The 23,799-nt window shown below is 35.8% G+C and carries 20 protein-coding genes; 14 read left to right on the forward strand and 6 right to left on the reverse strand.

Annotation, left to right across the window (positions count from 1 at the left end; genetic code table 11):
- Positions 1–16: 16 nt before the first annotated feature.
- A complete protein-coding gene (locus tag AWV75_RS08155) occupies positions 17–1,366 on the reverse strand; it encodes a saccharopine dehydrogenase family protein (protein WP_060873917.1) in 1,350 nt (449 codons plus the stop codon).
- A 427-nt stretch (positions 1,367–1,793) separates the two neighbouring features.
- Here AWV75_RS08155 and AWV75_RS08160 point away from each other — a divergent pair, with 427 nt between their 5' ends.
- Positions 1,794–2,192, forward strand: coding sequence for a DUF423 domain-containing protein (locus AWV75_RS08160; protein WP_060873918.1), 399 nt, complete (start codon positions 1,794–1,796; stop codon positions 2,190–2,192).
- A gap of 67 nt (positions 2,193–2,259) precedes the next feature.
- Positions 2,260–3,879: a phosphoenolpyruvate carboxykinase (ATP) gene (gene pckA / locus AWV75_RS08165; RefSeq protein ID WP_060873919.1), complete on the forward strand. Its 1,620-nt coding sequence runs from the start codon at positions 2,260–2,262 to the stop codon at positions 3,877–3,879.
- Positions 3,880–3,987: 108 nt separating this feature from the next.
- On the opposite strand, the gene AWV75_RS08170 is transcribed toward pckA, so the two are convergent.
- Positions 3,988–4,731, reverse strand: coding sequence for a uroporphyrinogen-III synthase (locus AWV75_RS08170; protein ID WP_006264750.1), 744 nt, complete (start codon positions 4,729–4,731; stop codon positions 3,988–3,990).
- 14 nt (positions 4,732–4,745) lie between these two features.
- On the reverse strand, positions 4,746–5,417 hold the full coding sequence (locus AWV75_RS08175) for a DUF4271 domain-containing protein (protein WP_060873920.1): 672 nt from the start codon (positions 5,415–5,417) through the stop codon (positions 4,746–4,748).
- A 103-nt stretch (positions 5,418–5,520) separates the two neighbouring features.
- On the opposite strand from AWV75_RS08175, the gene AWV75_RS08180 reads away from it, so the two are divergent.
- The 3 genes from AWV75_RS08180 to AWV75_RS08190 are packed head-to-tail and all read left to right on the forward strand — an operon-like array spanning position 5,521 to position 8,130.
- On the forward strand, positions 5,521–6,240 hold the full coding sequence (locus tag AWV75_RS08180) for a polyprenol monophosphomannose synthase (protein WP_060873921.1): 720 nt from the start codon (positions 5,521–5,523) through the stop codon (positions 6,238–6,240).
- The gene (locus tag AWV75_RS08185; RefSeq protein ID WP_060873922.1) at positions 6,240–7,577 is read left to right on the forward strand and encodes a dihydroorotase; all 1,338 of its coding nucleotides are present in this window, start codon (positions 6,240–6,242) and stop codon (positions 7,575–7,577) included. Before AWV75_RS08180 ends, AWV75_RS08185 begins: the two co-directional genes overlap by 1 nt.
- 10 nt (positions 7,578–7,587) lie before the next feature.
- The gene (locus AWV75_RS08190) at positions 7,588–8,130 is read left to right on the forward strand and encodes a DUF4296 domain-containing protein (RefSeq protein WP_060873923.1); all 543 of its coding nucleotides are present in this window, start codon (positions 7,588–7,590) and stop codon (positions 8,128–8,130) included.
- A 20-nt stretch (positions 8,131–8,150) separates the two neighbouring features.
- Here AWV75_RS08190 and AWV75_RS08195 read toward each other — a convergent pair whose 3' ends face one another.
- On the reverse strand, positions 8,151–9,149 hold the full coding sequence (locus AWV75_RS08195) for an NAD-dependent epimerase/dehydratase family protein (protein ID WP_060873924.1): 999 nt from the start codon (positions 9,147–9,149) through the stop codon (positions 8,151–8,153).
- 182 nt (positions 9,150–9,331) lie between these two features.
- On the opposite strand from AWV75_RS08195, the gene tyrS reads away from it, so the two are divergent.
- The 4 genes from tyrS to AWV75_RS08215 all read left to right on the forward strand — a co-directional run bounded on the left by tyrS (position 9,332) and on the right by AWV75_RS08215 (position 16,448).
- Positions 9,332–10,624 carry a tyrosine--tRNA ligase gene (tyrS, locus tag AWV75_RS08200; RefSeq protein ID WP_060873925.1) on the forward strand — a complete coding sequence of 431 codons (1,293 nt, stop codon included), beginning with the start codon at positions 9,332–9,334 and terminating at the stop codon, positions 10,622–10,624.
- A gap of 419 nt (positions 10,625–11,043) precedes the next feature.
- Positions 11,044–14,139, forward strand: coding sequence for a SusC/RagA family TonB-linked outer membrane protein (locus tag AWV75_RS08205; protein ID WP_060873926.1), 3,096 nt, complete (start codon positions 11,044–11,046; stop codon positions 14,137–14,139).
- 4 nt (positions 14,140–14,143) lie between these two features.
- Positions 14,144–15,661, forward strand: coding sequence for a RagB/SusD family nutrient uptake outer membrane protein (locus AWV75_RS08210; protein ID WP_060873927.1), 1,518 nt, complete (start codon positions 14,144–14,146; stop codon positions 15,659–15,661).
- 127 nt (positions 15,662–15,788) lie between these two features.
- Positions 15,789–16,448 (forward strand): response regulator transcription factor, encoded by a 660-nt coding sequence (locus tag AWV75_RS08215; RefSeq protein WP_060873928.1) that lies wholly within the window; start codon positions 15,789–15,791, stop codon positions 16,446–16,448.
- Between the two features lie 35 nt (positions 16,449–16,483).
- Here AWV75_RS08215 and yihA read toward each other — a convergent pair whose 3' ends face one another.
- Together yihA and AWV75_RS08225 are read right to left on the reverse strand one after the other, a co-directional pair.
- Positions 16,484–17,104, reverse strand: coding sequence for a ribosome biogenesis GTP-binding protein YihA/YsxC (gene yihA / locus AWV75_RS08220; protein WP_060873929.1), 621 nt, complete (start codon positions 17,102–17,104; stop codon positions 16,484–16,486).
- A gap of 4 nt (positions 17,105–17,108) precedes the next feature.
- Positions 17,109–17,873, reverse strand: coding sequence for an alpha/beta fold hydrolase (locus AWV75_RS08225; RefSeq protein ID WP_060873930.1), 765 nt, complete (start codon positions 17,871–17,873; stop codon positions 17,109–17,111).
- Positions 17,874–18,618: 745 nt separating this feature from the next.
- Between AWV75_RS08225 and mraZ the strand changes: the two genes are divergently transcribed.
- Genes mraZ through AWV75_RS08250 form a run of 5 tightly spaced genes read left to right on the forward strand, consistent with a single transcriptional unit; the run spans position 18,619 to position 23,791 of the window.
- Positions 18,619–19,077, forward strand: coding sequence for a division/cell wall cluster transcriptional repressor MraZ (gene mraZ / locus AWV75_RS08230; RefSeq protein ID WP_060874059.1), 459 nt, complete (start codon positions 18,619–18,621; stop codon positions 19,075–19,077).
- The gene (gene rsmH, locus AWV75_RS08235; RefSeq protein ID WP_060873931.1) at positions 19,070–19,981 is read left to right on the forward strand and encodes a 16S rRNA (cytosine(1402)-N(4))-methyltransferase RsmH; all 912 of its coding nucleotides are present in this window, start codon (positions 19,070–19,072) and stop codon (positions 19,979–19,981) included. The genes mraZ and rsmH overlap by 8 nt, the downstream gene beginning before the upstream one ends.
- On the forward strand, positions 19,978–20,337 hold the full coding sequence (locus tag AWV75_RS08240; protein ID WP_002987710.1) for an FtsL-like putative cell division protein: 360 nt from the start codon (positions 19,978–19,980) through the stop codon (positions 20,335–20,337). The genes rsmH and AWV75_RS08240 overlap by 4 nt, the downstream gene beginning before the upstream one ends.
- Positions 20,328–22,340 carry a penicillin-binding protein gene (locus AWV75_RS08245; protein ID WP_060873932.1) on the forward strand — a complete coding sequence of 671 codons (2,013 nt, stop codon included), beginning with the start codon at positions 20,328–20,330 and terminating at the stop codon, positions 22,338–22,340. The genes AWV75_RS08240 and AWV75_RS08245 overlap by 10 nt, the downstream gene beginning before the upstream one ends.
- Positions 22,337–23,791 (forward strand): UDP-N-acetylmuramoyl-L-alanyl-D-glutamate--2,6-diaminopimelate ligase, encoded by a 1,455-nt coding sequence (locus AWV75_RS08250; protein WP_060873933.1) that lies wholly within the window; start codon positions 22,337–22,339, stop codon positions 23,789–23,791. Before AWV75_RS08245 ends, AWV75_RS08250 begins: the two co-directional genes overlap by 4 nt.
- Positions 23,792–23,799: the final 8 nt, after the last annotated feature.

The following is a 23,799-nucleotide window of genomic DNA, read 5'->3' on the forward strand; positions in this document are numbered from 1 at the left end:
TAGACTTTTTTGTGTATTAGAATCCTTGGTATTCTACTTCTTTTTCGTCGAAAACGATGCCGTTTTCTTCTAATTCTTTCAGAATCGGAGCATATACTTCCTCTTCAATTGGCATTTGTACCCCAGGGGTACTAATAGTACCTTTTAATATTTTTAAAGCTGCAATTGCTAAAGGTAAACCAACTGTTTTTGCCATAGCGGTATAGGTCTGATCATCACCGATACAAATCATCGTAGAGTCAATTTGTTTTTTCTCTCCGTTTAATTCATACCCAATCTTGTGGTACATCACAATCATGTCTTTGTCATCAGGATCCAATGTCCAGCTATCAGCTAATATTTTTTCTAAAATCTGCGCTGGAGTAGCATTTTTCAAACCAATGATTTTGTTCGGGTTGAAAAGATCTAGTTCTAATAACTTCTCCCATGCAATATCATCTTGATCAATGTTTAATGCCAATCTCAATTTCGTTTCTACGGTATCCGTTGGATGGTACGGTAAATACAAGTTAATGAATTCACGGTATGACATGGTCTCTGAATGATCGATTACATAAGTATCGTCTGTAATTCCCAATTCAACAAATAAGTTCCATGCTCTTGAATATCCTACACGACGAATAGTTCCTCTAAAGATCGTTTTCGCATCGTCTAAGCCATAAACGCTTTGGTATTTCAATGAATCGCGGTTCGCATAGGCTTCAAATTTGCCATAACCTTCCACATTTAAGAACTCCGTACGTCTGAATACTTTGTTGTATGGGATATATTTGTATTGTCCTTCTTGGATAAATTTAGCAGCACCACCTTGTCCTGCTAAAACCACATTACGCGGATTCCAAGTAAATTTATAGTTCCATAAGTTGTTGTCTGATTCAGGAGCCATTAATCCCCCACAAAAAGATTCAAAAGAAATTACTTTTCCTCCTTTTGCTTTTACTTCATGAATAATTTTCATGGCACTCATGTGATCGATTCCAGGATCTAGTCCTATCTCGTTCATGAATACAAGGTTATTGGCTTTTACTTCTTCATCCAAGGCAGCCATAGCCGGACTGATATAAGAAGCCGTAGCTAAATGTTTTTTAAACTGAACACAATCTTTCGCTAATTCGATGTGTAAAGCGGCCGGTAGCATCGAGATAACAATATCCGATTGCTGTACCAAAGCTTGTCTTTGTTCGGTATTAAATAAATCAAATTCCTTTGCCGTAGCATTTGGATGTCCCATTGCTTTTTTCTCCGCTAAAGCTAAAGATAAATCACAAATGGTTAAATGAAGGTTTTCTGTCGTAGATTTTTCAAGTAAATACTTAATAAGTGATGAGGCAGAACGGCCAGCGCCTACGATTAATATTTCTTTCATTATTTTGTTTTTGGTTGTTTTACGAGTTACGAAAGTAAGGAATTATATAATGATAGGGGCAAAATTTTTGCTAAAAAAGTTTGGAATAGAATTGTCTAAGTGAAGATAATATAGAAGGCTTTTCCTGGCTAAACAAGAAAACAAACAGCAGTTTTCAAGTAGATGGAATGTATTGTAAGACGATCAAATCGAAGAGCAAAGAAAGAAAACAGCTTTTATCGTTTTTTAATAGGATCGCTGATGGTTTGATGAAACCTTTTTTTGTTTGGTAAAAAAATGAAAGAGGAGTGAAAAAGTAGTGAAAAAGGAAGATAAACCTCAAATGGAGAACAATAAATAACTCCTTCGTGACATGGAGTCTACATTTATTTTTAAGTTTTCTTCGGTGCCGTTTGGTGGATAATTTGTATCTTCGAAAGAAAAATAAATGGGACGAAAAATTATTATAACAGCTACATTATTAGGAGCTTTAGGTATTATTTTAGGCGCCTTTGGAGCACATGGTTTGAAAAAGATTGTCAGTGAAACGGCAGTAGCTTCTTATGAAGTTGGTGTTCGTTATCAGATGTATCACGTCTTTTTTCTCTTGTTCGTCGGTCTTTCTTCCTTTTTTACTGATGCAGTGAAAAAGCGATTGTTTATTTTGACTTTGATTGGAGTAACCTTATTCTCAGGGTCGATTTATCTACTAACGTTCAATGGATTGTCAGGATTTAACGTTAAATTCTTGGGTCCAATTACACCTATTGGAGGAATTTTTATGATTTTAGCATGGGTGTATGCTGCAATTCAGACCCTTAAAATGGGAAAAAGTACGAAAATCTAGTTTTGTGCATCGTTATATTAAATTTATTTCTAAGTTTGCATATTAATTAAAAAGACAACATAACATAATGAAAATGGCTAATACGCAATCAATTTCACTTGAAAAATATGGTATTAAAGATGTTGTAGAGATTGTATATAATCCTTCCTACGATCTTTTATATAATGAAGAAATTAAGTCTGACCTACAGGGGTTTGAAAAAGGACAAGTAACTGAATTAGGAGCTGTAAATGTTATGACAGGTGAGTTCACTGGTCGTTCTCCAAAAGATAAATATATCGTAAAGGACTCAGTTACTGAGAATACCGTATGGTGGAATTCTCCAGAATCTCCAAATGATAACAAGCCGATTGACCAAAAAACGTGGGAAGCTTTAAAAGCAACTACGGCAGAAGAGTTGTCTGGAAAAAAACTTTATGTTGTTGACGCTTTCTGTGGTGCGAATGAAAATACGCGCTTGAAAGTGAGATTCATTATGGAAGTAGCATGGCAAGCACATTTTGTGAAAAATATGTTCATCCGCCCTACAGAAGAAGAATTAGCAAACTTCGGTGAGCCTGATTTCGTAGTAATGAATGGTTCTAAAGCAACATTTAAAGATTACAAAGCATACGGATTAAATTCAGAAGTATATATTGCGTTCAATCTAACTGAAAAAGTTCAAATCATTGGTGGTACTTGGTACGGAGGTGAGATGAAAAAAGGATTGTTCTCTATGATGAACTATTATTTACCATTGCAAGGAATGGCATCAATGCACTGTTCAGCAAACAAAGGTAAAGATGGGGATGTAGCCGTATTCTTCGGATTATCTGGAACAGGAAAAACAACGTTGTCAACAGATCCAAAACGCGAGTTGATTGGTGATGATGAGCACGGATGGGATGACGAAGGAGTATTCAACTTCGAAGGAGGTTGTTATGCAAAAACAATTAGCTTAAGCAAAGAAAACGAACCAGATATCTATGGTGCGATTCGCCGTGATGCTTTATTGGAAAACGTTACTGTTGATGCAAATGGTGTTATTGACTTTAATGATGGTTCTGTAACACAAAACACACGTGTTTCTTACCCAATTGATCACATTGAAAATATTGTAAAACCGGTTTCTAAAGCTGGTCATGCAACGAAAGTAATCTTCTTAACTGCAGATGCTTTTGGAGTGATGCCTCCAGTTTCAAAATTGACTCCGGAACAAACTAAATATTACTTCTTATCTGGATTTACAGCTAAATTAGCAGGTACAGAAAGAGGAGTAACTCAACCAGAACCTACATTCTCAGCTTGTTTTGGTAAAGCATTCTTGTCTTTACACCCAACAAAATACGGAGAAGAGTTAGTGAAGAAAATGGAGGAGCACAACGCTACTGCCTATATGGTTAACACTGGTTGGAACGGTACTGGAAAACGTATTTCTATTAAAGATACACGTGCAATTATTGACAGAATTTTAGATGGTTCTATCGAGAATGCAGAAACGAAAATTATTCCTATTTATAATTTTGTTGTGCCAACAGCTTTAGAAGGAGTAGATACAAATATCTTAGATCCTCGTAACACGTATGGTGAAGCAAAAGAGTGGGAAGATAAAGCAAAAGATTTAGCTGCTTTATTCATCAAAAACTTTAATTTGTATACAAATAATGACGCTGGAAAAGCTTTAGTTGAAGCAGGACCACAGTTGTAATAGATATTAAAAAAAAGAGAGCTAAGCTCTCTTTTTTTGTTATGAGGTAACTCATAACTCATAACTCATAACAAAAAAAGTCTTCCAATCGGAAGACTTTTTTTATATTTATTTATTCACTTTCTGAATGTATTTTTCAAGAGCCATGGTCATGGATGGGGCTTCCGGTGACGGAGCCATAATATCCACGCGTAAATCGTGATCTAAGGCTTCTTTTTGCGTTGTTGTACCAAATACTGCAATTCGAGTATTATCTTGAGAGAAATCGGGGAAATTCATAAATAATGATTTGATTCCCGTTGGACTGAAGAAAGCCAGAACATCGTATTTTACATCGGCTAAATCAGATAAATCACTCATGACCGTTCTGTAAAATGTTCCTGGAGTCCAATCCACTTTTAATTCGCCTAGAATAGTAGGTACTTCCGCGTTTAATTGATCTGAAGCCGATAATAAGAATTTCTCGTCCTTGTATTTTTTAATTAAAGGAGCTAAATCAGCAAAGTCTTTCTGACCAACATAAATCTTTCTTTTGCGATATACCACATATTTTTGTAAATAAAAGGCGATAGCTTCTGATTGACAAAAGTACTTAAGTGTTTCAGGCACTTTATAGCGCATTTCTTCTGCAACACGAAAGAAGTGGTCAACGGAGTTTCTACTCGTTAAAATAACCGCTGTAAAGTTATTTAAATCGATCTTCTGTTGTCTTACGTCCTTAGCAGGTACACCTTCAACGTGTATAAAAGGCCTAAAGTCAATTTTTACTTTATACTTTTGTTCGATCTCAAAGTATGGAGAGTTTTCTACTTTAGGTTCTGGCTGAGAAACCAAAATTGTTTTCACTTTCATAGTTTAATTCTTATTTAGGCTCTAAAGTTTTTAAATGCAAAGTATATTATAAAATAAGGAGCTATTTCAAGGGTGCAAAGATACAAAATAAAATAGAACAACTTATTTAATATCGTTTTTCGATTGTTTTTTATAAATATAACGTATAAACCAAGATTTGTTAAGATTAAAGCAATTCCAAGTAGAGTAATTGCGAATTGGTTGACTATATCGTTGTAAAATAAGAGTAAATCTATTCCCAAAAGATACATCCCAATGTAATTTCTATAGGTTGCTTTTTGTAAATTAAAATGGTCTACAAAATCTTCTATCTCAAATGTAATGCCAATAATCTTATCGATTAAATATTTTCCAATGACAAAAAAACAAGTGAAATTCAAAATTTGGATATAAGACAACAAGGTGTATTGTTCGATAAATCCGAAGGACTTCGCTGCAATTTGCAAGAAGAAGGTGATGGACAACAACTGAATGGTCAAAAAAGAAAGCGTAAAACTATTGCGCAGATTGGTGTTGTCTTTATAAATCTTCAAATACTTATCCGAGATTACTAAACGAGTAAACTCTGCAAAGCGAACACTAAAAATAGTTCGATTAATAGCAATGATGGAAAAGCCCACGAAAAACAGTAGGGTAGCCCAATCCTTGTTGGCAACAATTCGTTCAGTTAATAGTAGGTTGTCCATATCATTTGCAAAATTAGCAAAAAAATGTATTTGTTAGACTTTGTTAATTATTTAAGGGTTAACTTTCTATAAAAAGGTTATTTTTGTATCCAAAGTAAAGACAATGAATGCAGGACTAGTTATTATTCCTACCTATAATGAGATTGAAAATATCACGCAAATTATTGAGGCTGTACTCGAATTACCCGAGTGTTTTCACGTACTTATTGTAGATGATAACTCTCCTGATGGTACGGCTGCAGTGGTAGAACATTTGCAAGAAAAGTACGATACCCTTCATTTACTCAAAAGACAGGGGAAAAATGGGTTGGGAACAGCTTATGTAGATGGTTTTAAATGGGCGCTACAAGGTGATTATGCCTATATTTTTGAAATGGATGCTGATTTTTCACATAATCCCGCTGATTTGAGTCGATTGTTAGCAAGCTGTAAGGAGAAAGGAGGAATGGTGATTGGATCGAGGTATGTAACAGGAGTAAATGTTGTCAATTGGCCTTTGAATCGCGTATTACTTTCCTACGGAGCATCAATTTATGTGCGTTGGATTACACGTATGCCAGTAAAAGATACAACAGCTGGATTTGTTTGTTATGCAAAAGAGGTTTTAGAACATATTGATTTAGATAAGATTCGATTTGTAGGATATGCCTTCCAGATTGAAATGAAATACAGAGTTTACGTCAAGCAATTTCCAATTACAGAGGTGCCCATTATTTTTACAGATCGAACGCGAGGTGAATCTAAAATGTCAAAAGGGATCATCAAAGAAGCTATTTTTGGAGTAATGAATCTAAAAATTAGAAAACTACTAAACAAACTATAATGAGCAACTATTTAATTAAGAATGGAAGCCTTGTTAACGAAGGGATCGTTCAAAAAGGGGATATCCTGATTCAAGAAGGCAAAATAGCAAGAATAGCACAGACTATTGAAGCAACACCTGATATGCAAGTGATTGATGCAACAGGAAAATATGTTGTTCCGGGTATGATTGATGATCAAGTGCATTTTCGTGAACCAGGCTTAACACATAAAGGAGATATTGCTTCTGAGTCCAGGGCAGCTGTGGCTGGAGGGATTACCTCTTTTATTGAACAGCCTAACACGGTTCCGAATGCAGTAACGCAAGAATTATTGGAACAAAAATACGAAATAGCGTCTTCTGCCTCTTATGCGAATTACTCGTTTATGATGGGAGGAACTAATGATAACTTAGAAGAATTATTACAAACAAACCCACGTAATGTGGCGGGGATTAAATTGTTTTTGGGTTCTTCTACTGGAAATATGTTGGTCGATCGTCAAGATGTCTTGGAAAAAATATTTTCTAGTACTTCGATGTTGATTGCTGTTCATGCAGAAGATGAAGGGACAATTCAGGCAAATCTGCAACAACATAAAGAGCAGTATGGAGAAGACATCCCTGTGCAATGCCATCCCATTATTCGCAGTGAAGAAGCATGTTATATCTCTTCATCTAAAGCAATTGAATTAGCAAAGAAAACAGGAGCGAGATTACATGTTTTTCACGTGTCGACAGGAAAAGAAACGGAGTTATTCCGCAATGATATTCCATTAAAGGACAAGAAAATTACGGCGGAGGTTTGTGTTCATCACTTGTGGTTTACAGATAAAGATTATGAAACAAAGGGAAATTTCATCAAGTGGAATCCTGCTGTGAAAAAAGAAAGTGATAGAGAAAAGCTTTGGGAAGCTTTATTAGACGGTCGTATCGATGTTATTGCGACAGATCACGCACCACATACGAAAGAAGAGAAAGCAAAAGCCTACACACAAGCTCCTTCTGGAGGTCCTTTGGTTCAACATGCCTTAGTTTCGCTATTTGAAGCAAAAAAACAAGGGCGAATTACAGTTGAAAAAATTGTAGAAAAAACAGCACATAATCCAGCTATTTTATTTCAAATAGAAAAAAGAGGATTTTTAAAAGAAGGCTATCATGCAGATATTGTTTTAATTGATCCGAATAGTAGCTGGGAAGTAAAGCAAGAAAATATCTTGTATAAGTGTGGATGGTCTCCATTTGAAGGAGAGACATTTTCTTCTAAAGTTACCCATACGTTTGTTAATGGATGCTTGGTGTATGAAAATGAAGAAGTAAAAGAAATTCGTTGTGGGCAAAGATTGCTTTTTGAACGTTAGTATAGTAAAAATGAAACAGGTAGTTATAATTTGTTGTATGGCTTTGTTGCTATTTTCTTGTCAAAAAGATGTAGACAAACCCAATCCATTTATTGAAGAATCAAAGATGGAGGATATTTTGTATGATGTAGCGTTGTTGTATGGCATGCAAACAACAAATTCTTTTGCGTCAGATACAGTAAAAACGGTACAGATAAAAGATGTTTTTGATAAATATCAAATTGATAGTTTGACGTTTACAACAAATAATCGCTATTATGTGACATTGAAAAAGGGCGTTTATTTTGATATGCAGACCCGTGTTATGGAACGACTTAAAAAGGACAAGGAACGAATTGATTCGCTATTGCCTAAAAAAGAATTGGAGTTAGCTCCTGTTGCTGCTATTGCGGTTGATTCTATGCCTGTTGTAAAGACTGATACTAGCCAGGTAGAACCGGTGAAAAATACCGAAGCAGTTTCAAAGACGAAGAAGGTAAAATCAACGAAGATTAAAGAAATTAGTCCACAAATGAAAAAAAAGCTATTACAGCAAATAAAAGCAGATCAATAGTGATTCAAGGTAAAGTATAATTATTTAAATCCCTTACTAGCATTAACTAAAAATTCTTGATAAGGAGAAAAAGTAAAATTGAGCGTTTGTTCAATTTTTGAAGCATCATAAATAAAAGAACTCAAGGAAGCTTTCGCGATAGCACGTGTAAAGCTTCTTTTTTTTCTAGTTACGACAGAAACTAAAGCATCTAAACGCCAAGCCAAAGTAAGTCCAAACGGGCCTATTTCAAAACTAGCGGGCTTCTTGTTGAGTAAAGTAGCAATAAAGTGCAGGAGCTCACGGTTCGTTAGATTATCAGAAACGAGAATATAACGTTCATTTTTATGTTCGCTCTGCATGAGTTGATGCATGCAGGATACGACATCTTCGACGGAAACAACGGCTGTAGTTCCAGTCGTGTAAAAAGGAAATCCCTGATGTACTTTGTAAAATAATTCGCTACTACCTTCTCTGTAAAATCCGCGCCCAAAAATGACCCCTGGATTGACAATAACTACATCAAGTCCTTCTTGAGTTCCACGCCAAACCTCCATTTCACTACCAAATTTGCTCAACGCATAATCGCTGTGATAGAGGGCTGGATTCCATTCTGTTTGCTCTGTAATGGGAGTAGAGTAATGCAAAGATTCGCCTAAAGCAGCAATAGAGCTTACATGACACAATTTTTCAATGGAATGGGCAAGACAAAGGTTGACAATATTGGCCGTTCCTTCAATATTAGTTTTGCGCAGGATTTTTTCATCTTTAGGATCAAAAGAAACCATAGCAGCACAATGGTAAACATGAGTGATTCCTTCAAAAGCTTCTTCTAGTGCAGGTAAATCTAGGATGTCCGCTTGTTGCCATTGTATCGCTTCAAATAGCGTGAGTACATCATAAATTTCAAATACATGTTTCGTCTTAGTTATACTTTGTACATTTCGGTATATCGCACGTATATTGTCTTCTCCTTGTTGAAGAAGATGTAATAGAAGATGACTTCCAACTAAGCCTGTTGCACCAGTAACTAATATCATAATGAACAAATGTAAAGGTTATGTTTTAGAAAGTGAAAGAATTGAACTAAAAGTTTGAAAGTAACGCCCGTATTTTCAGTGTATTGTTTTGAACCGTTTGAAAGCAATAAAAATAGAAATGTGACAAAAAAAAGTTCGAATAGCGTAAGGAATTGGACTATCTTTGCATAAAATATAATTAAATGAAAAATTTTATTGAAGAAGTGACTTGGAGAGGAATGCTCCACGACGTAATGCCAGGCACTGAAGAACATTTGTTGGAGCAGATGCGTGCGGCATATGTGGGAATTGACCCAACAGCGGATTCATTGCATATTGGACATTTAGTAGGTGTAATGCTTTTAAAGCATTTTCAAATGGCAGGTCATAAACCAATTGCATTAATTGGTGGTGCTACAGGAATGGTAGGAGATCCATCTGGAAAATCAAATGAAAGAAATCTATTGTCAGAAGAAGCTTTGCGTCATAATCAAAATGCAATTAAGGCACAATTAGAGCGCTTTTTAGATTTTAATTCTGGTGCAGAAAATGCTGCAGAACTCGTAAATAATTACGATTGGATGAAAGATTTTTCTTTTCTAGAATTCATCAGAACGGTTGGTAAACACATTACAGTGAACTATATGATGGCAAAGGATTCTGTGAAAAAACGCCTAAATGGTGAATTCCAAGATGGAATGTCATTTACAGAGTTTTGTTATCAATTGTTACAAGGATATGACTTTTTGCATTTGTTTCAAGCAAAGCAGGTTACATTGCAAATGGGAGGTTCAGATCAATGGGGAAACATCACGACAGGTACAGAGTTAATTCGCCGTACAATTAGTGAGAAAGCGTATGCTTTAACTTGTCCTTTGATTACTAAAGCAGATGGAACAAAGTTTGGTAAATCGGAAGGTGGAAATATTTGGTTATCTGCGGAATATACTTCTCCTTACAAATTCTACCAATATTGGGTAAACGTATCAGATTCAGATGCAGAAAAATACATCAAAATCTTTACGTTTATTGGACGTGAAGAAATTGAAGCATTAGTAAAAGAACACCTAGAAGCACCGCATTTACGCGTATTGCAAAAACGATTGGCTGAAGAAGTGACAACAATGGTTCACGGAGCTGAAAATCTAGAAAATGCAATTAAAGCTTCGGGTATCTTATTTGGAAATTCATCAGCAGATGATTTAAAACAATTGGATGCTAAAACTTTTTTAGAAGTGTTTGACGGTGTACCTCAAGCAGAAATTACCAAAGCAGATGTGGAAGCTGGTTTGCCAATTATTGAAGCATTAGCAGGAAAAAGCGGATTCATGCCTTCAAATGGAGAAGCGCGTCGTTCATTACAAGCCAATTCTATTGCAGTAAATCGAGAGAAAGTAACAGAAGAATATGTGATTACTGCACAGGATTTGATCAATGATGAATTCATCCTCTTACAAAAAGGAAAAAAGAATTACTTTATTTTACATGTAAAGTAATCAATATAAGCATAATAGAATTTAAAAAAGGTTACCTCCATACTGTTGAGGTAACCTTTTTTTATAAATCTACCATATACGTGGTATTTACTTCTGTTTTTGCAGCTACTATCTTTGCCTTATCAAAAAACAAATAATAGTTGCTTGTTGTTTCACTCATAGTGAAAATCAAAAGCCTATAATTAAAAAGTAGTAGTATGCAGTCTATAGTTTTTTTATCGAAAACGACTTCTTTTCTTAATCTTAGTCAACGTGAAGTATCTTCTTCTGTGTCGATGAAGTGCTGCATGAACTTGTGTTGTTGCTAGCGCAACAATTATCTTATCTCGGATGTTAGTTGAACATTCCAATCAATTTAATTCTATCACTTTTATTATTAATGTATTGCTAGAAATTTCTGGCGATCAAAGGAACAATTTATGCAAAAAATTTTACAAATTGTTTTTGTGCTGATGGGAGTTTATCAGCTACAAGCACAGGAGTTTACACTGAAGGGGACTGTTTCTGATATTGGAGGAAACTTGCCTGGAGTAAGTGTAACCATCGTAGAAACAGGAAAGGGTGTTGCTACGGATTTTGATGGAAATTATGCCATTAAGGTGGAGCCTAACCAAACCGTTGCGTTTTCTTTTATTGGTTATACCACACAAAAAGTAAAGATTTCCACACAAACGGAACTTAATATTTACCTAGAGGCTCATGCCGAAAATCTAGAAGAAGTTATTATTCAAGTGCCTTATGGTACAGCGAATAAAAAGACCTATACAGGATCAGTTGGATTAGTTAGTGCTAAGACGATAGGACAGTCTCAAGTGAGTAATGTGTCCAGAGTTTTAGAAGGTTCGGTAGCAGGGGTTCAATCTTTTGCAGCAAGTGGACAGCCTGGTTCGGAAGCGGAAATACGCATCCGTGGAATTGGCTCCGTGAATGCAGGGAGTAGACCTTTGTATGTAGTAGACGGAGTGCCTTATGAAGGGGGGCTGTCTACTATCGCACCGGCAGATATTGAATCTATTTCTGTATTAAAAGATGCGACAGCAGCAACTTTATACGGATCTAGAGCGGCAAATGGGGTAGTGATGATTACAACCAAGAAAGGATTAAAAAATCAAGAACCTCAAATTGAAATATCTGCTAAATACGGAACGTCAAGTCGAGCGCGTAGTGATTATAAAACGATGAACACAAATCAATATATGGAAATGTATTGGGAGGCGATGCGCAATGGACGTATGGACACTGCAGGAGAAGATTGGGCAACCGCTTCTCAATATGCTACAACAAATTTAGTAAGTTCTATAGGAATCAATCCCTACGGATTAGATAATCCAGAGCCTGTTGGAACCGATGGAAAACTACGTGCAGGATTACGTCCTTTATGGAACGATGACTGGACGGATGCATTATCTCAAAACGCTAATTATACTGATCTTAATGTTCGTGTATCAGGCGGTGGAGAAAAAACACGATATTTTGTATCAGGAGGTTTCCTAAATAACCAAGGGTATGTGAAAGAATCGGGATTTAAACGTTTTAACTTCCGTTCCAATATTGTAATTGATGCTAAAAGTTGGTTGGAATTGGGATTGAATACTTCTGCTTCACATTCCATTCAAGATTATCCCAAACAGGATGATAGTGCCATTGGAAACGTTATTGGTTTTGGACGTAATATGCCTTCGTTTTATCCCATTTACGAACGTGATTTAACTACAGGAGCCTATATTTTAGATCCAGAAACAGGAAATCGCGTATATGATTTTGGAAATTATAGAGCGAGTTCGTATGCGCGTCATAATTTAGTGGCTACACTTCCATTGGATAAAGCAGAAAATAAAACAGATTATGCTTCTGTTCGTACCTATGCACAAGTGAAGTTCTTAGACAATTTAAAGTATAAAACATCATTAAATGTAGATTACAATAGTGTGTATAATCATAATGTAACCAATCCAGAGGTTGGGCCATCTAGTGCTACAGGTGGAGGGGTAAGTATGAGAAATACACGTACAGTAACCATGACTTATAATAATGTGTTGAATTATGATCTAGATCTAGATGATAAAAATAGCATTGGTGTAATGGTAGGGCAAGAGTTTTATAAATATAAATCGAATTATTTTGGAGGTGCTAGAGATCAGTTGATAATGTTAGGCTATGAACAACCAGATGCAGCTTCTCGATTAGTTGATTTTTATGGTAAAGCTGATGAATACAGTATTTTTAGTTTATTTGGAAATCTACAGTATTCGTATGATAAGAAATATTATTTATCGGGATCATACCGCAGAGATGAATCTTCTCGTTTTGCTCCTGGAAATCGTGCGGCGACTTTCTGGTCTTTAGGAGCTTCGTGGCGTCTGATAGATGAAGACTTTATGCAGTCGTATAGAGATTCTTGGTTGAACGAATTGATGGTTCGAGCAAGTTATGGAGCACAAGGAAATGATAATGTAGAATATTATGCATACCAACCGTTATTCAATATCTACAATAACTTAGGAAATACTGGATTAGTGGCTTCTCGTTTGGGAACACCTAATGTAAGCTGGGAAACCAATATGAATTTAAATTTAGGTTTTGACTTTGGTGTTTTCAATAATCGTTTAAGTGGTACAGTAGAATATTTTGAACGTGCATCGAAAGATTTGTTGTTTAATGAAGAATTAGCGCCTTCACTTGGTTTTAACTCAGTCTTGAGAAATATTGGGAAGATGAAAAACTATGGATGGGAATTGTCATTAGAAGGATATCCTATTCTAACAGACGACTGGAAATGGAAATTAGGAATGAATATTACTACGTATAAGAATAAAATTCAATCTCTTCCAACGGAGGAAATGTATAGTGGTACAAAAAAATGGATAAAAGGAGGATCGTTGTATGATTTTTATCTGATTGAATGGGCGGGTGTTAATCCTGAAACAGGGAAACCAAGATGGTATGGAACAGATGCAAATGGCGAACGATTTATTACAGAAAATTACAGTGAATTGAAAGATAAAGACAAAGTGAAAAGCGGAAATTCACTACCGAAATTTTCTGGAGGATTCCAAACGGATTTATCGTATAAAAATTGGCAATTAATTGCAAACTTTTCCTATGCCATTGGAGGTAAAATTTACAACAGTGATAAGACAAGTTTAATGAAACAAAATGGAGGAGGTACTTCGTGGAGTGTGGATATGTTAGATCGTTGGACACCTGAAAATCCAGATGCTGATGTTGCTCGATTGACAACTTCAACAGCTAATGTGTGGACAAACAACTCCACAAGATTTTTAGTAGATCGTTCTTTTTTAAAGTTGAAGAACTTATCTGTAGCTTATAATTTTCCACAAGAGTGGTTGAAAAAAGTGAATATTGGTCAAGCTTCTCTTTATTTGCAAGCAGAAAACCTATTTACGGTAGCAAAACAACAAGGGTTAGATCCTGAACAAACGTATGATGGGACAACCTATTTCCGCTATCCTGCTATGAAAACAATTTCAGTAGGGTTAAATTTAAAATTATAAAAAGATGAAAAATTATATCCAATATAGAAAAGCTTTACTATTGTTATTTTCTTTTGTTTTGTTTTCTTGTGATTTAGATACTTCTCCTACTGATGCAGTGGAAGAGAAGGAAGTGTTTAAAACAGTTGAAGGGAGCGAAAAAGTATTAAACGGTAGTTGGGGACAATTAATGGAAACGTATTATACCTATGCAAATCCTGGGTTTGGTTCTTTTTTACGTACCAGTGATGCGATGGGGAATGATGTCGTGCTGCAAACCAATAAATATGGTTTTGGATCACATTATCAATTCAATGCCTTGTATGGAAAAGGGGGAACAAATACACATAGTTGGAATTTGTCCTATAAAGCCATAAATAATATGAATAATATCTTGGCTTATGTTGATGACTCAAAAGGAGATGCCGGAGAAAAAAGAATAGTAAAGGGGCAAGCACATGCTTTGAGAGGTTTCATATATCTGCATTTAGCCTCTTCCTATGCTTTTGCTATCGATAAAGATCCGAATGCTTTAGCAGTGCCTATTTATCTGAAACCAACGACAGTAAATTCACAACCTGCGAAAAGAGCAACTGTAACAGAAGTGTATAATCAAGCATTAGCTGATTTAGAAGAAGCATTGGTATTAATTCCTGAAGGATATGTACGTGAACAAAAGTTCCAATTTGATCAAAATGTAGTGTTAGGTTTATTGGCTCGAGCAAACTTATATGCTAGAAATTGGGAAAAAGCGAAAGAATATTCGGATCGCTTATTAGCGAAGAATGATTATTTGATGAATGAAATAGAGTATAAATCGGGATTTAATGATATCAATAACCGCGAGTGGATTTGGGGACATCCGCAAACACCAGATCAAAGTAATGCGTCGTACCAATTCCATTATTTAGATGTTACATCAAAAGATAGCTACTATTATAGCTTTAATGCAGATCCTTATTTCAAAGATTTATTTGAAGATGGAGATTATAGAAAATCAATGATTAATTGGGCGCCAGATCCTGGTGCAGATCTTGCAAAAGCATCTGTAGTTTGGATGCGTTATGGTAAGTTTAAATTTAAAGCAGGTCAAATTGCCGATATCGTATTGATGCGTACCTCAGAGATTTATTTAATCAATGCAGAAGCAAAAGCCCGATTAAATGATGGAGATGCAATAAATAAATTAAATGCAGTTAAACAGGCTAGAAATGCCGTGTTGGCAACAAACTTATCTGGAAATGATTTACTAGAAGCAATCTGGCTCGAAAGAAGAAAAGAATTATTCGGAGAGGGATTTAGCTTGGTTGATATTGTAAGAAATCAAAAAGCAGTAGTTCGAAAAAAATACGAACAAAATAAAGTGGAGTATACGTATGTAGTACGCGATGTAAATGGCAATGAGGAAACAAAAACAAAATTAATGACTGCTAATGGGCATTATGCATTGAATTTCCCAGACCAAAGTCCGTTTGTGGCAAATAGTCCGTACTATTTATACCAAATACCTGCAGTAGAAGAGAGAGAAAATCCGAACCTATAATAGTGAGTGGTTCATTAGTTGTTTATTTTATTCAATCAGTAATGGTGGAAAAGGCTGTCTATTTAGGCAGCCTTTTGCTGTTTATTCCTAATATTATTTCATTAATTTTGTACGACAAAGGTAAGATATGGTGCATATTGCTATTTTAGAAGAGAAAGAATTGGTTCGTTTAGGGATAAAAACGATAGCAGAGCAGGTTGTACAAGAGGAAATCGTCTGGTATGATTTACAAACCGTGCAAGATATTCGTCTGTTCTTGAAAAAGAATAGTTCAGGCTATGTGTTTTTTAATCCGACAACCTATCAATTACTGCAACAAGTAGATGGTATTTACGAGTTGAAAAATACATATGAACGCAGCATATGGGTAATGTGGTTAGAAGAATTACCTGAGATTTGGTTAAAGAAAATGTTGTATATGAAATCAGTCAATGGTTTTAATTTGTTGCAACAAAAAGATTCGTTGCAAGAAATAAAAAAAGGGTTGACCACGGTTTGGCGCAGAGAAAATTATATTGCTGCTTGTGTACAAGAAGTCTTTAATTCGTATAAAACAACCGCTTTTAAAGTAGATCAAATTTTGACTAATGCAGAACGAGAAATTTTAAAGGAAATTGCCACAGGAAAAATGACTAAAGAAATTGCGGCAGATCGAAATATAAGTATTCATACCGTGATTACTCATCGAAAGAATATTTTTAAGAAGCTTGAAGTAAACAGCGTACATGACGCGACGCGTTATGCTATTCGAGCAGGAATCATTACCGTGAACGACTATTATATTTAGATACAAAAAAAACTGCCAAGGCAGTTTTTTTGTTTTTATATCGGTAATGGATTTTTAAAGATGTCTTGATTGATTTCATCAATATAAGCCAATACTTCATCTCGTCCTGTTTTGTCTTCGGAAGAAGTAACAAAATAAGGTGGCATTTCTTCCCAAATACCACTTAACAGTTGCTTTTTATAATCAGCAACTAATTGAGGTACTTTCGTTTTTCCTACCTTATCAGCTTTAGTAAAAATGATGGCAAAGGGAATACCAGATTCTCCTAAATATTCCATGAATTCTAAATCAATTTTTTGCGCTTCATGTCTGATGTCAATCAAAACAAAAGCAGAAACCAATTGTCTGCGTTTTTCAAAATATTCTGTAATGAATTTCTGAAAAATACCTTTTGTTTTCTTCGATACTTTAGCATATCCATACCCTGGTAAATCGACTAAAAACCAATTCGAATTAATCTTAAAGTGGTTAATCAATTGGGTCTTTCCAGGTCTTGACGAGGTCTTTGCTAAAGATTTTGAATTGGTAAGCATGTTGATTAAAGAAGACTTTCCAACATTGGATCTTCCTATAAATGCATACTCTGGTAAAGGCTCATTAGGGCACTTACTTACTTCAGAGTTACTCATTACAAATGCTGCGGTGTTTATTTTCATTGTTTTATATGTTGCGTTCGTTGAACCACTTATTCAATAGTTCATTGAATTCGTCTGGGTGTTCCATCATAGCGGCATGCCCACATTTATCAATCCAATATAGATTTGAATCAGGGAGCAATTCGTTAAATTCTACAGCAACTTCTGGTGGAGTTACTTTGTCGTTTTTTCCCCAAATTAAACAAGTAGGAACATTTATTTTTGGTAAGTCCTTGGACATATTGTGTCGAATGGCACTTTTAGCAATGGTCAAGGTCTTAATTAACTTCATGCGATCGTTGACTGTAGCAAAAACATCATCTACGATTTCTTTTGTTGCTACAGCAGGGTCATAAAATACATCTTCTGCTTTTTTTCTGATGTACTCATAATCCCCGCGCTTTGGATAACTGTCCCCCATAGCACTCTCGTATAGCCCTGAACTTCCAGTCAGCACCATAGCCTTTAGATATTGAGGATACATTTTAGCAAAGTACAGCGCAATATGGCCTCCAAGTGAGTTACCCAACAAAATAACATCTTTATAACCCATGCGTTCAATAAAGTCCTTGACAAATTTAGCAAAGGCTTTTACATTCGTTTTTAAAATGCTATTGGTATATAAAGGCAGTTCAGGAATAATAACTTTATAGCCTTTTTGAGGAAAGAAATTTACAACTCCATCGAAATTACTAAGCCCTCCCATTAATCCATGTAAGATGATAATTGGTGTTCCTTCACCAACTTCCATATATCGGAATTTACCGTCTTCTTTTAAAGTTCGCTCCATTAGCTCTTACTTGCGATTTTTAAATTCTTACAAATATACATTTTTAATAGAGACAAATATTGTAATAAAAGGATAAAATACAGGTGGAGGTGAAAAAGAAAAGGGGAGCCCTGTAGGTCAATAGATGAAATGATTCGTTTATGCGGTAGAAAGATACATGGTATCAGTTGGTTAGTCGTTGTTGAATTTGTTAGTCGTATGCTGTAAAGTTCTTCGGTTTTTACTTTATTTCTTTTGTTTAGGATAAGGATGAAACGAACAAAAGACAAAATTCTTTGGAAAGTATATAAGAAGGTTGATCGATACACGCGGTTCATTTTTTTTGAACTAAAAAAGAAGTGAAAAAGAGCATTTTTACTGAAAAAAGTAATGAAAAAAACGAGTTGGAATTGGGTTAAAACTAGCCTGAAATTAGACTGAAAAGAGCGTGTTTTTTGTGGAAAGTAGTTTCGGTGTTTTTGGTGATTAAATTAGATATTGATTGGTTTAAAAAGAGAATTTTCGTTAAAACAATGGTGAAAAAACAATGGTAGGTTGAGAGGTGAAAAACAGTGAATAGTATAGGGATAAGTAGGTTCAAATCAAGGAGTTTGATGTGAAAATCGCTAAGTATAAGCAATTAAAACGGCTATTGAAGTCAGTAAATACGCTATTTTTAGAAAACTTATCAACAAAGTGGGTAAAAGTGGGTAAAAGTGGTAAAAAAATAATTACATTTGCTAAGTATATATATATAAACAAAATTTTGACGTCGATTATTGGGACATACGAGTGTAAGGTCGATACCAAAGGTAGGGTATTGGTGCCTGCTTCTTTGAAGAAGCAGTTACCTGCTATGTCCGATGGTTTTGTGCTGAAAAGATCGGTGTTTGAGACGTGTTTGGAATTGTGGCCAATGGCTGAGTGGGAGAAGATGATGTTGAAAATCAACAAACTGAATCCTTTTGATAAAAAAGTAGATACGTTTATTCGCGCATTTATGGCGGGAGTTAAACTTGTAGATATTGATGATGCAGGTCGTTTGCTAATTGCAAAGGATCTTTTGCAGTTTGGAAGTATTACGAAAGAAATCGTAATGGCGTCCAAAGTAAATATTGTTGAGATATGGGATAAAGACCTGTATGAAGCTACTTTAGGACCAGATGATTTTGATTTTGGTGCATTGGCGCAAGAAGTAATGAGTAATATTAGTTTTGATGAGTAAAGATTTATACGCATATCATAGACCTGTTTTGTTAACCGAAACAGTGGATGGATTAAATATCCGTCCCGATGGCGTTTATGTGGATGTGACATTTGGAGGTGGCGGACATTCAAGAGAAATATTGAGTCGTTTGGGTGAAAATGGAAAATTGTTCGCGTTTGATCAGGATGATGATGCAGTGAAAAATGCAATCGACGATCCTCGATTTGTCTTGATTAATCAAAACTTTAGACATTTGAAACGCTACTTGAGATTCTATGGTGTACGTGAAGTCGATGGGATCTTAGGTGATTTAGGTGTTTCTTCTCATCAGTTTGATGTTGCAGAACGCGGATTTTCGACTCGTTTCGCAGGTGATCTCGATATGAGAATGAATCAAAAAGGCGAATTGTCTGCCTATCATGTAGTCAATGATTATGACGAAAAAGACTTGAGATATGTGTTGAGTGTCTATGGAGAGTTGAACAATGCAGGTGCAATGGCACATGCCATTGTGAACGCAAGAGCAAATGGAGAGATAAAAGATACGGATCAATTGAAACAAGTACTAGGTCGATTTTTACCTGCACACAAAACAGCTAAAATACTAGCGCAAGTGTATCAAGCTATTCGAATTGAAGTAAATCAAGAGATTGAAGTGCTGAAGGAATTGTTAGAACAAAGTGTTGAGGTATTGAAACCAGAAGGAAGGTTGAGTGTAATCTCGTATCATTCATTAGAAGACCGCTTGGTAAAGCGCTTCATGAAAAATGGAATGTTTGAAGGAGAACCAGAACGCGATATGTTTGGAAGATTTGAAGTTCCGTTGAAACAATTGGGAAAACTTATTGTTCCAACTGAAGAAGAAATAGCAGTAAATAACAGAGCTCGATCAGCAAAGTTGAGAATTGCAGAGAAAAAATGAAAAAAACAATAGCAAGTCCAGTAGATGTAATAAAAGCTAAAATTCTCGTTAACGAGAATTCCGCGAAGACGTGGGCCTTTATTATATATGTGATTGTGTTAGGAATGATACTAATTGGAAACACACAGCGATATGAGTCGAAAGTGTTTAAAATTGGGAAATTAACCCACGAAGTGAAAATGCTTCGTGCTGAGTTTGTCGCAACGCGATCAGAACTTATGGAACTGAAAATGGAATCGACAATTACTCGCAAATTAGAAGAAGAAGGAATATATCCTTCTGAAACACCACCACAGAAAATTAAGGTGTTGAGGGAGGTAGACAATAAAACATTTTGGAATAAACTATGGCCCTAGGGAACAAAAATATTTATGTCAATATTTATGTCGTCACTGCAATAGTATTGTTATTAGCGGGAGGGGTAATTTATAGGATGCTATTAATTCAAGGAGTAGAAGGGAGTGAACTTCGCCAAAAAGCGAGAAGTGAAAACCGAGTGAAAGAAGAAATAATAGAAGCCAATAGAGGAAATGTTTATTCTGCTGATGGAAGCTTATTAGCCACATCAGTGCCGGTCTTTGAAATACGTTTTGATGGGGTTGCACCCAAACAAGAGAACTTTGAAAAAGAAGTAAAACCATTAGCTGATTCGCTAGCTGTGATGTTTCGAAAACCAAGTGCATATTATGAAAATATGTTGAGAAAAGGGAGAGCATCTAAAAGCCGATATATTCTTATTGCCCGAAATTTGAGCTATGTAGAATATGTGCGAATCAAGAATTTTCCTCTTTTTAAGCGAGGAGGAAATGGTGGAGGTTTTATTTCTTCTCAAAAAACGGTTCGCCAGCATCCCATTGGAAGAATTGCCAAGCGAACTATCGGATATGAACGAAAAAATGAAGATGGTACATTCGGGAGAGTTGGAATTGAAGGCGCTTTTACAGATTACCTTAGTGGATATGATGGAAAGCGTAAAATGCAAAGTCTAGCAAAGAATCAATGGAAGCCAATTAATGATGAGAATGAAATTGAACCTATAGATGGGAAAGATATTATTTCAACCATTGACGTGTACATCCAAGATATTGCGCATCATGCTTTGTTGCAATCGTTAGAGAAATACAGCGCAGATCACGGTTGTGTGATTGTAATGGAAACGAAAACAGGTGCTATTCGCGCGATTTCAAATCTTGGAAGAGATGAGAAAACAGGAGGATACTATGAGACGGTGAACTATGCAGTGGGAGAAAAACACGAGCCTGGTTCGACGTTTAAATTAGCCTCGCTTTTAGCCTTATTGGAGAAAAAACAAGTGGATACGGCGCGTATTTATGATACAAATGATGGGGTGGTTCGTTTTTATAATGCAAGAGTTCGCGATTCCAAACATGGAGGATATGGTAAAGTTTCCTTAGCAAGGGGAATTGAATTATCATCAAATACGGTAATTACACAGGCCGTAGATGAAGCGTTTAAAAATGATCCGAAAGTTTTTACGGATTATTTGAGCTCTTTGTGGATGGATAAACCTTTGGGATTAAAAATAAAAGGAGAAGCAGTACCGTATATACCTAAACCAGGGAAAAAAGGATGGAGTGGATTGGCTTTACCTTGGATGGCTTTTGGATACGGTTTATCTGTAACGCCTTTGCAAACCTTGACCTTATATAATGCAGTTGCTAATGATGGTGAAATGGTCAAACCTTATTTTGTATCTGAAATCAAAGAATTCGATCAAACGATACAGAAATTTGATAAGGTTGTGTTGAATCCACAAATTGCCTCACCTGATGTAATTCATCAAGCGAGAGCGATTTTAGAAAATACAGTGAAAAAAGGAACGGGTAGAAAACTGTACTCACCAAACTTTTCTATGGCTGGTAAAACAGGAACTGCACAGGTGAATTATGGAAAAGGAAAAGGGTATGGTTCAGATATGTACTATTCCTCTTCTTTTGCAGGATATTTTCCAGCAGATAATCCAAAATATTCTTGTATCGTCGTGATTCATAAACCAGATCGATCCAAGAGTTATTATGGAGCAGATGTAGCAGGGCCTGTATTCAAGCGAATTGCGCAGAAAATTTATACAGATGTTCCTACTACAAAGGAAATGAAAGATTCCAATGAGGTGCCTATGAGTATTGTTGAAAGTTATCAATCCTTCTTGGCACAGAATCAATTTGGAGAGGCTGTGATGCCAGATGTAAGAGGAATGCAAGTTATGGATGCTCTGCCTTTATTGGAGAATTTAGGATTGAAAGTTCAAGTGAAGGGAGTAGGAAAAATCAAAACGCAATCAATACTCGCAGGACAAAAAATAGATAAGAATCAAAAAGTAGTTTTAGAACTATCGTGAAAAAGATAAAAGACATATTATACAAAGTAGAAATACAGTCTATTGTTGGATCGACAGATGCAACAATAGACCATTTGACTTTTGACTCACGTCAAGTGAAGTCAAACACTTTGTTTATTGCCATAGTAGGTGAAGTAGTAGATGGGCATGCATATATCAAGCAAGCAATTGATCAAGGAGCAACGGCTATTGTATGTCAGGTTTTGCCAAGTGATTTGGTAGAAGGAGTCATCTATGTTGTTGTAGAAGATAGCAATAGAGCTTTAGCGCTTATAGCCGCTAATTTCTATGATAATCCTTCGCATAAATTAAAATTAGTAGGTGTAACAGGAACGAACGGAAAAACAACAATTGCTACATTATTGTACAATATGTTTACCAGTTTAGGCTATAAAGTGGGATTACTGTCGACTGTAAATATCCGTATAGGAGTAGCACTTTATGAAACTTCTCATACTACACCTGATTCAATTACTATTAATGCGTATTTGAATCAAATGGCAGAAGAAGGATGTGATTTCTGCTTTATGGAAGTAAGTTCTCATGGGGTGGTTCAACATCGTACATTTGGCCTTCATTTTGAAGGTGGGATTTTTACGAATTTGACTCATGATCATTTGGATTACCACAAAACATTTGCCGCTTATCGCGATGCAAAAAAAATGTTCTTTGATCAGTTAGGAAAAACAAGCTTTGCGTTGACTAACCTAGATGATAAAAATGGCCCAGTAATGGTACAAAATACCAAAGCAAAGGTTTGTACGTATGCATTGAAAAACATGGCAGATTACAAAGGGCAAATTCTAGAAAGTCAATTCTCAGGGATGTTGATGAAAATCAACCAACAAGAATTATGGGTACAGTTAATCGGCGCATTTAATGCTTCTAATTTATTAGCAGTATTAGGTGCAACAGTAGAATTAGGCGTGCCACAAGAGGAAGCATTGGTACACTTGAGTAAGTTAACAAGTGTGGAAGGTCGTTTTCAATACATTGTTTCATCTAAACATGTGACTGCAATTGTTGATTATGCCCATACTCCAGATGCTTTAGCTAATGTTATAGCGACAATTAACAGCATTCGCACCAACAATGAACAGCTGATTACGGTTGTTGGATGTGGCGGAAATAGAGATAAAACAAAACGCCCAGAAATGGGTAAAATAGCATCTGATTTGAGTAATAAAGTAATCTTCACTTCAGATAACCCTCGATTCGAGGAGCCTGCGTTGATATTGGAAGATATTGAAGCGGGAGTTGAACCACAAAACAAAATGAAAACGGTTGTGGTTGAAGACAGAAAGCAGGCGATTAAACTAGCCTGTCAACAAGCCACTGCGGGTGATATTATATTAATCGCAGGAAAAGGGCACGAAACGTATCAAGAGATAAAAGGAGTAAGAAGTCATTTTAATGATTTAGAAATAGTAAAGGAGTTTTTAGAACTATAGAAAAGGAA

This window comes from Myroides odoratus (assembly GCF_001549985.1).
GTDB lineage: Bacteria > Bacteroidota > Bacteroidia > Flavobacteriales > Flavobacteriaceae > Flavobacterium > Flavobacterium odoratum_A.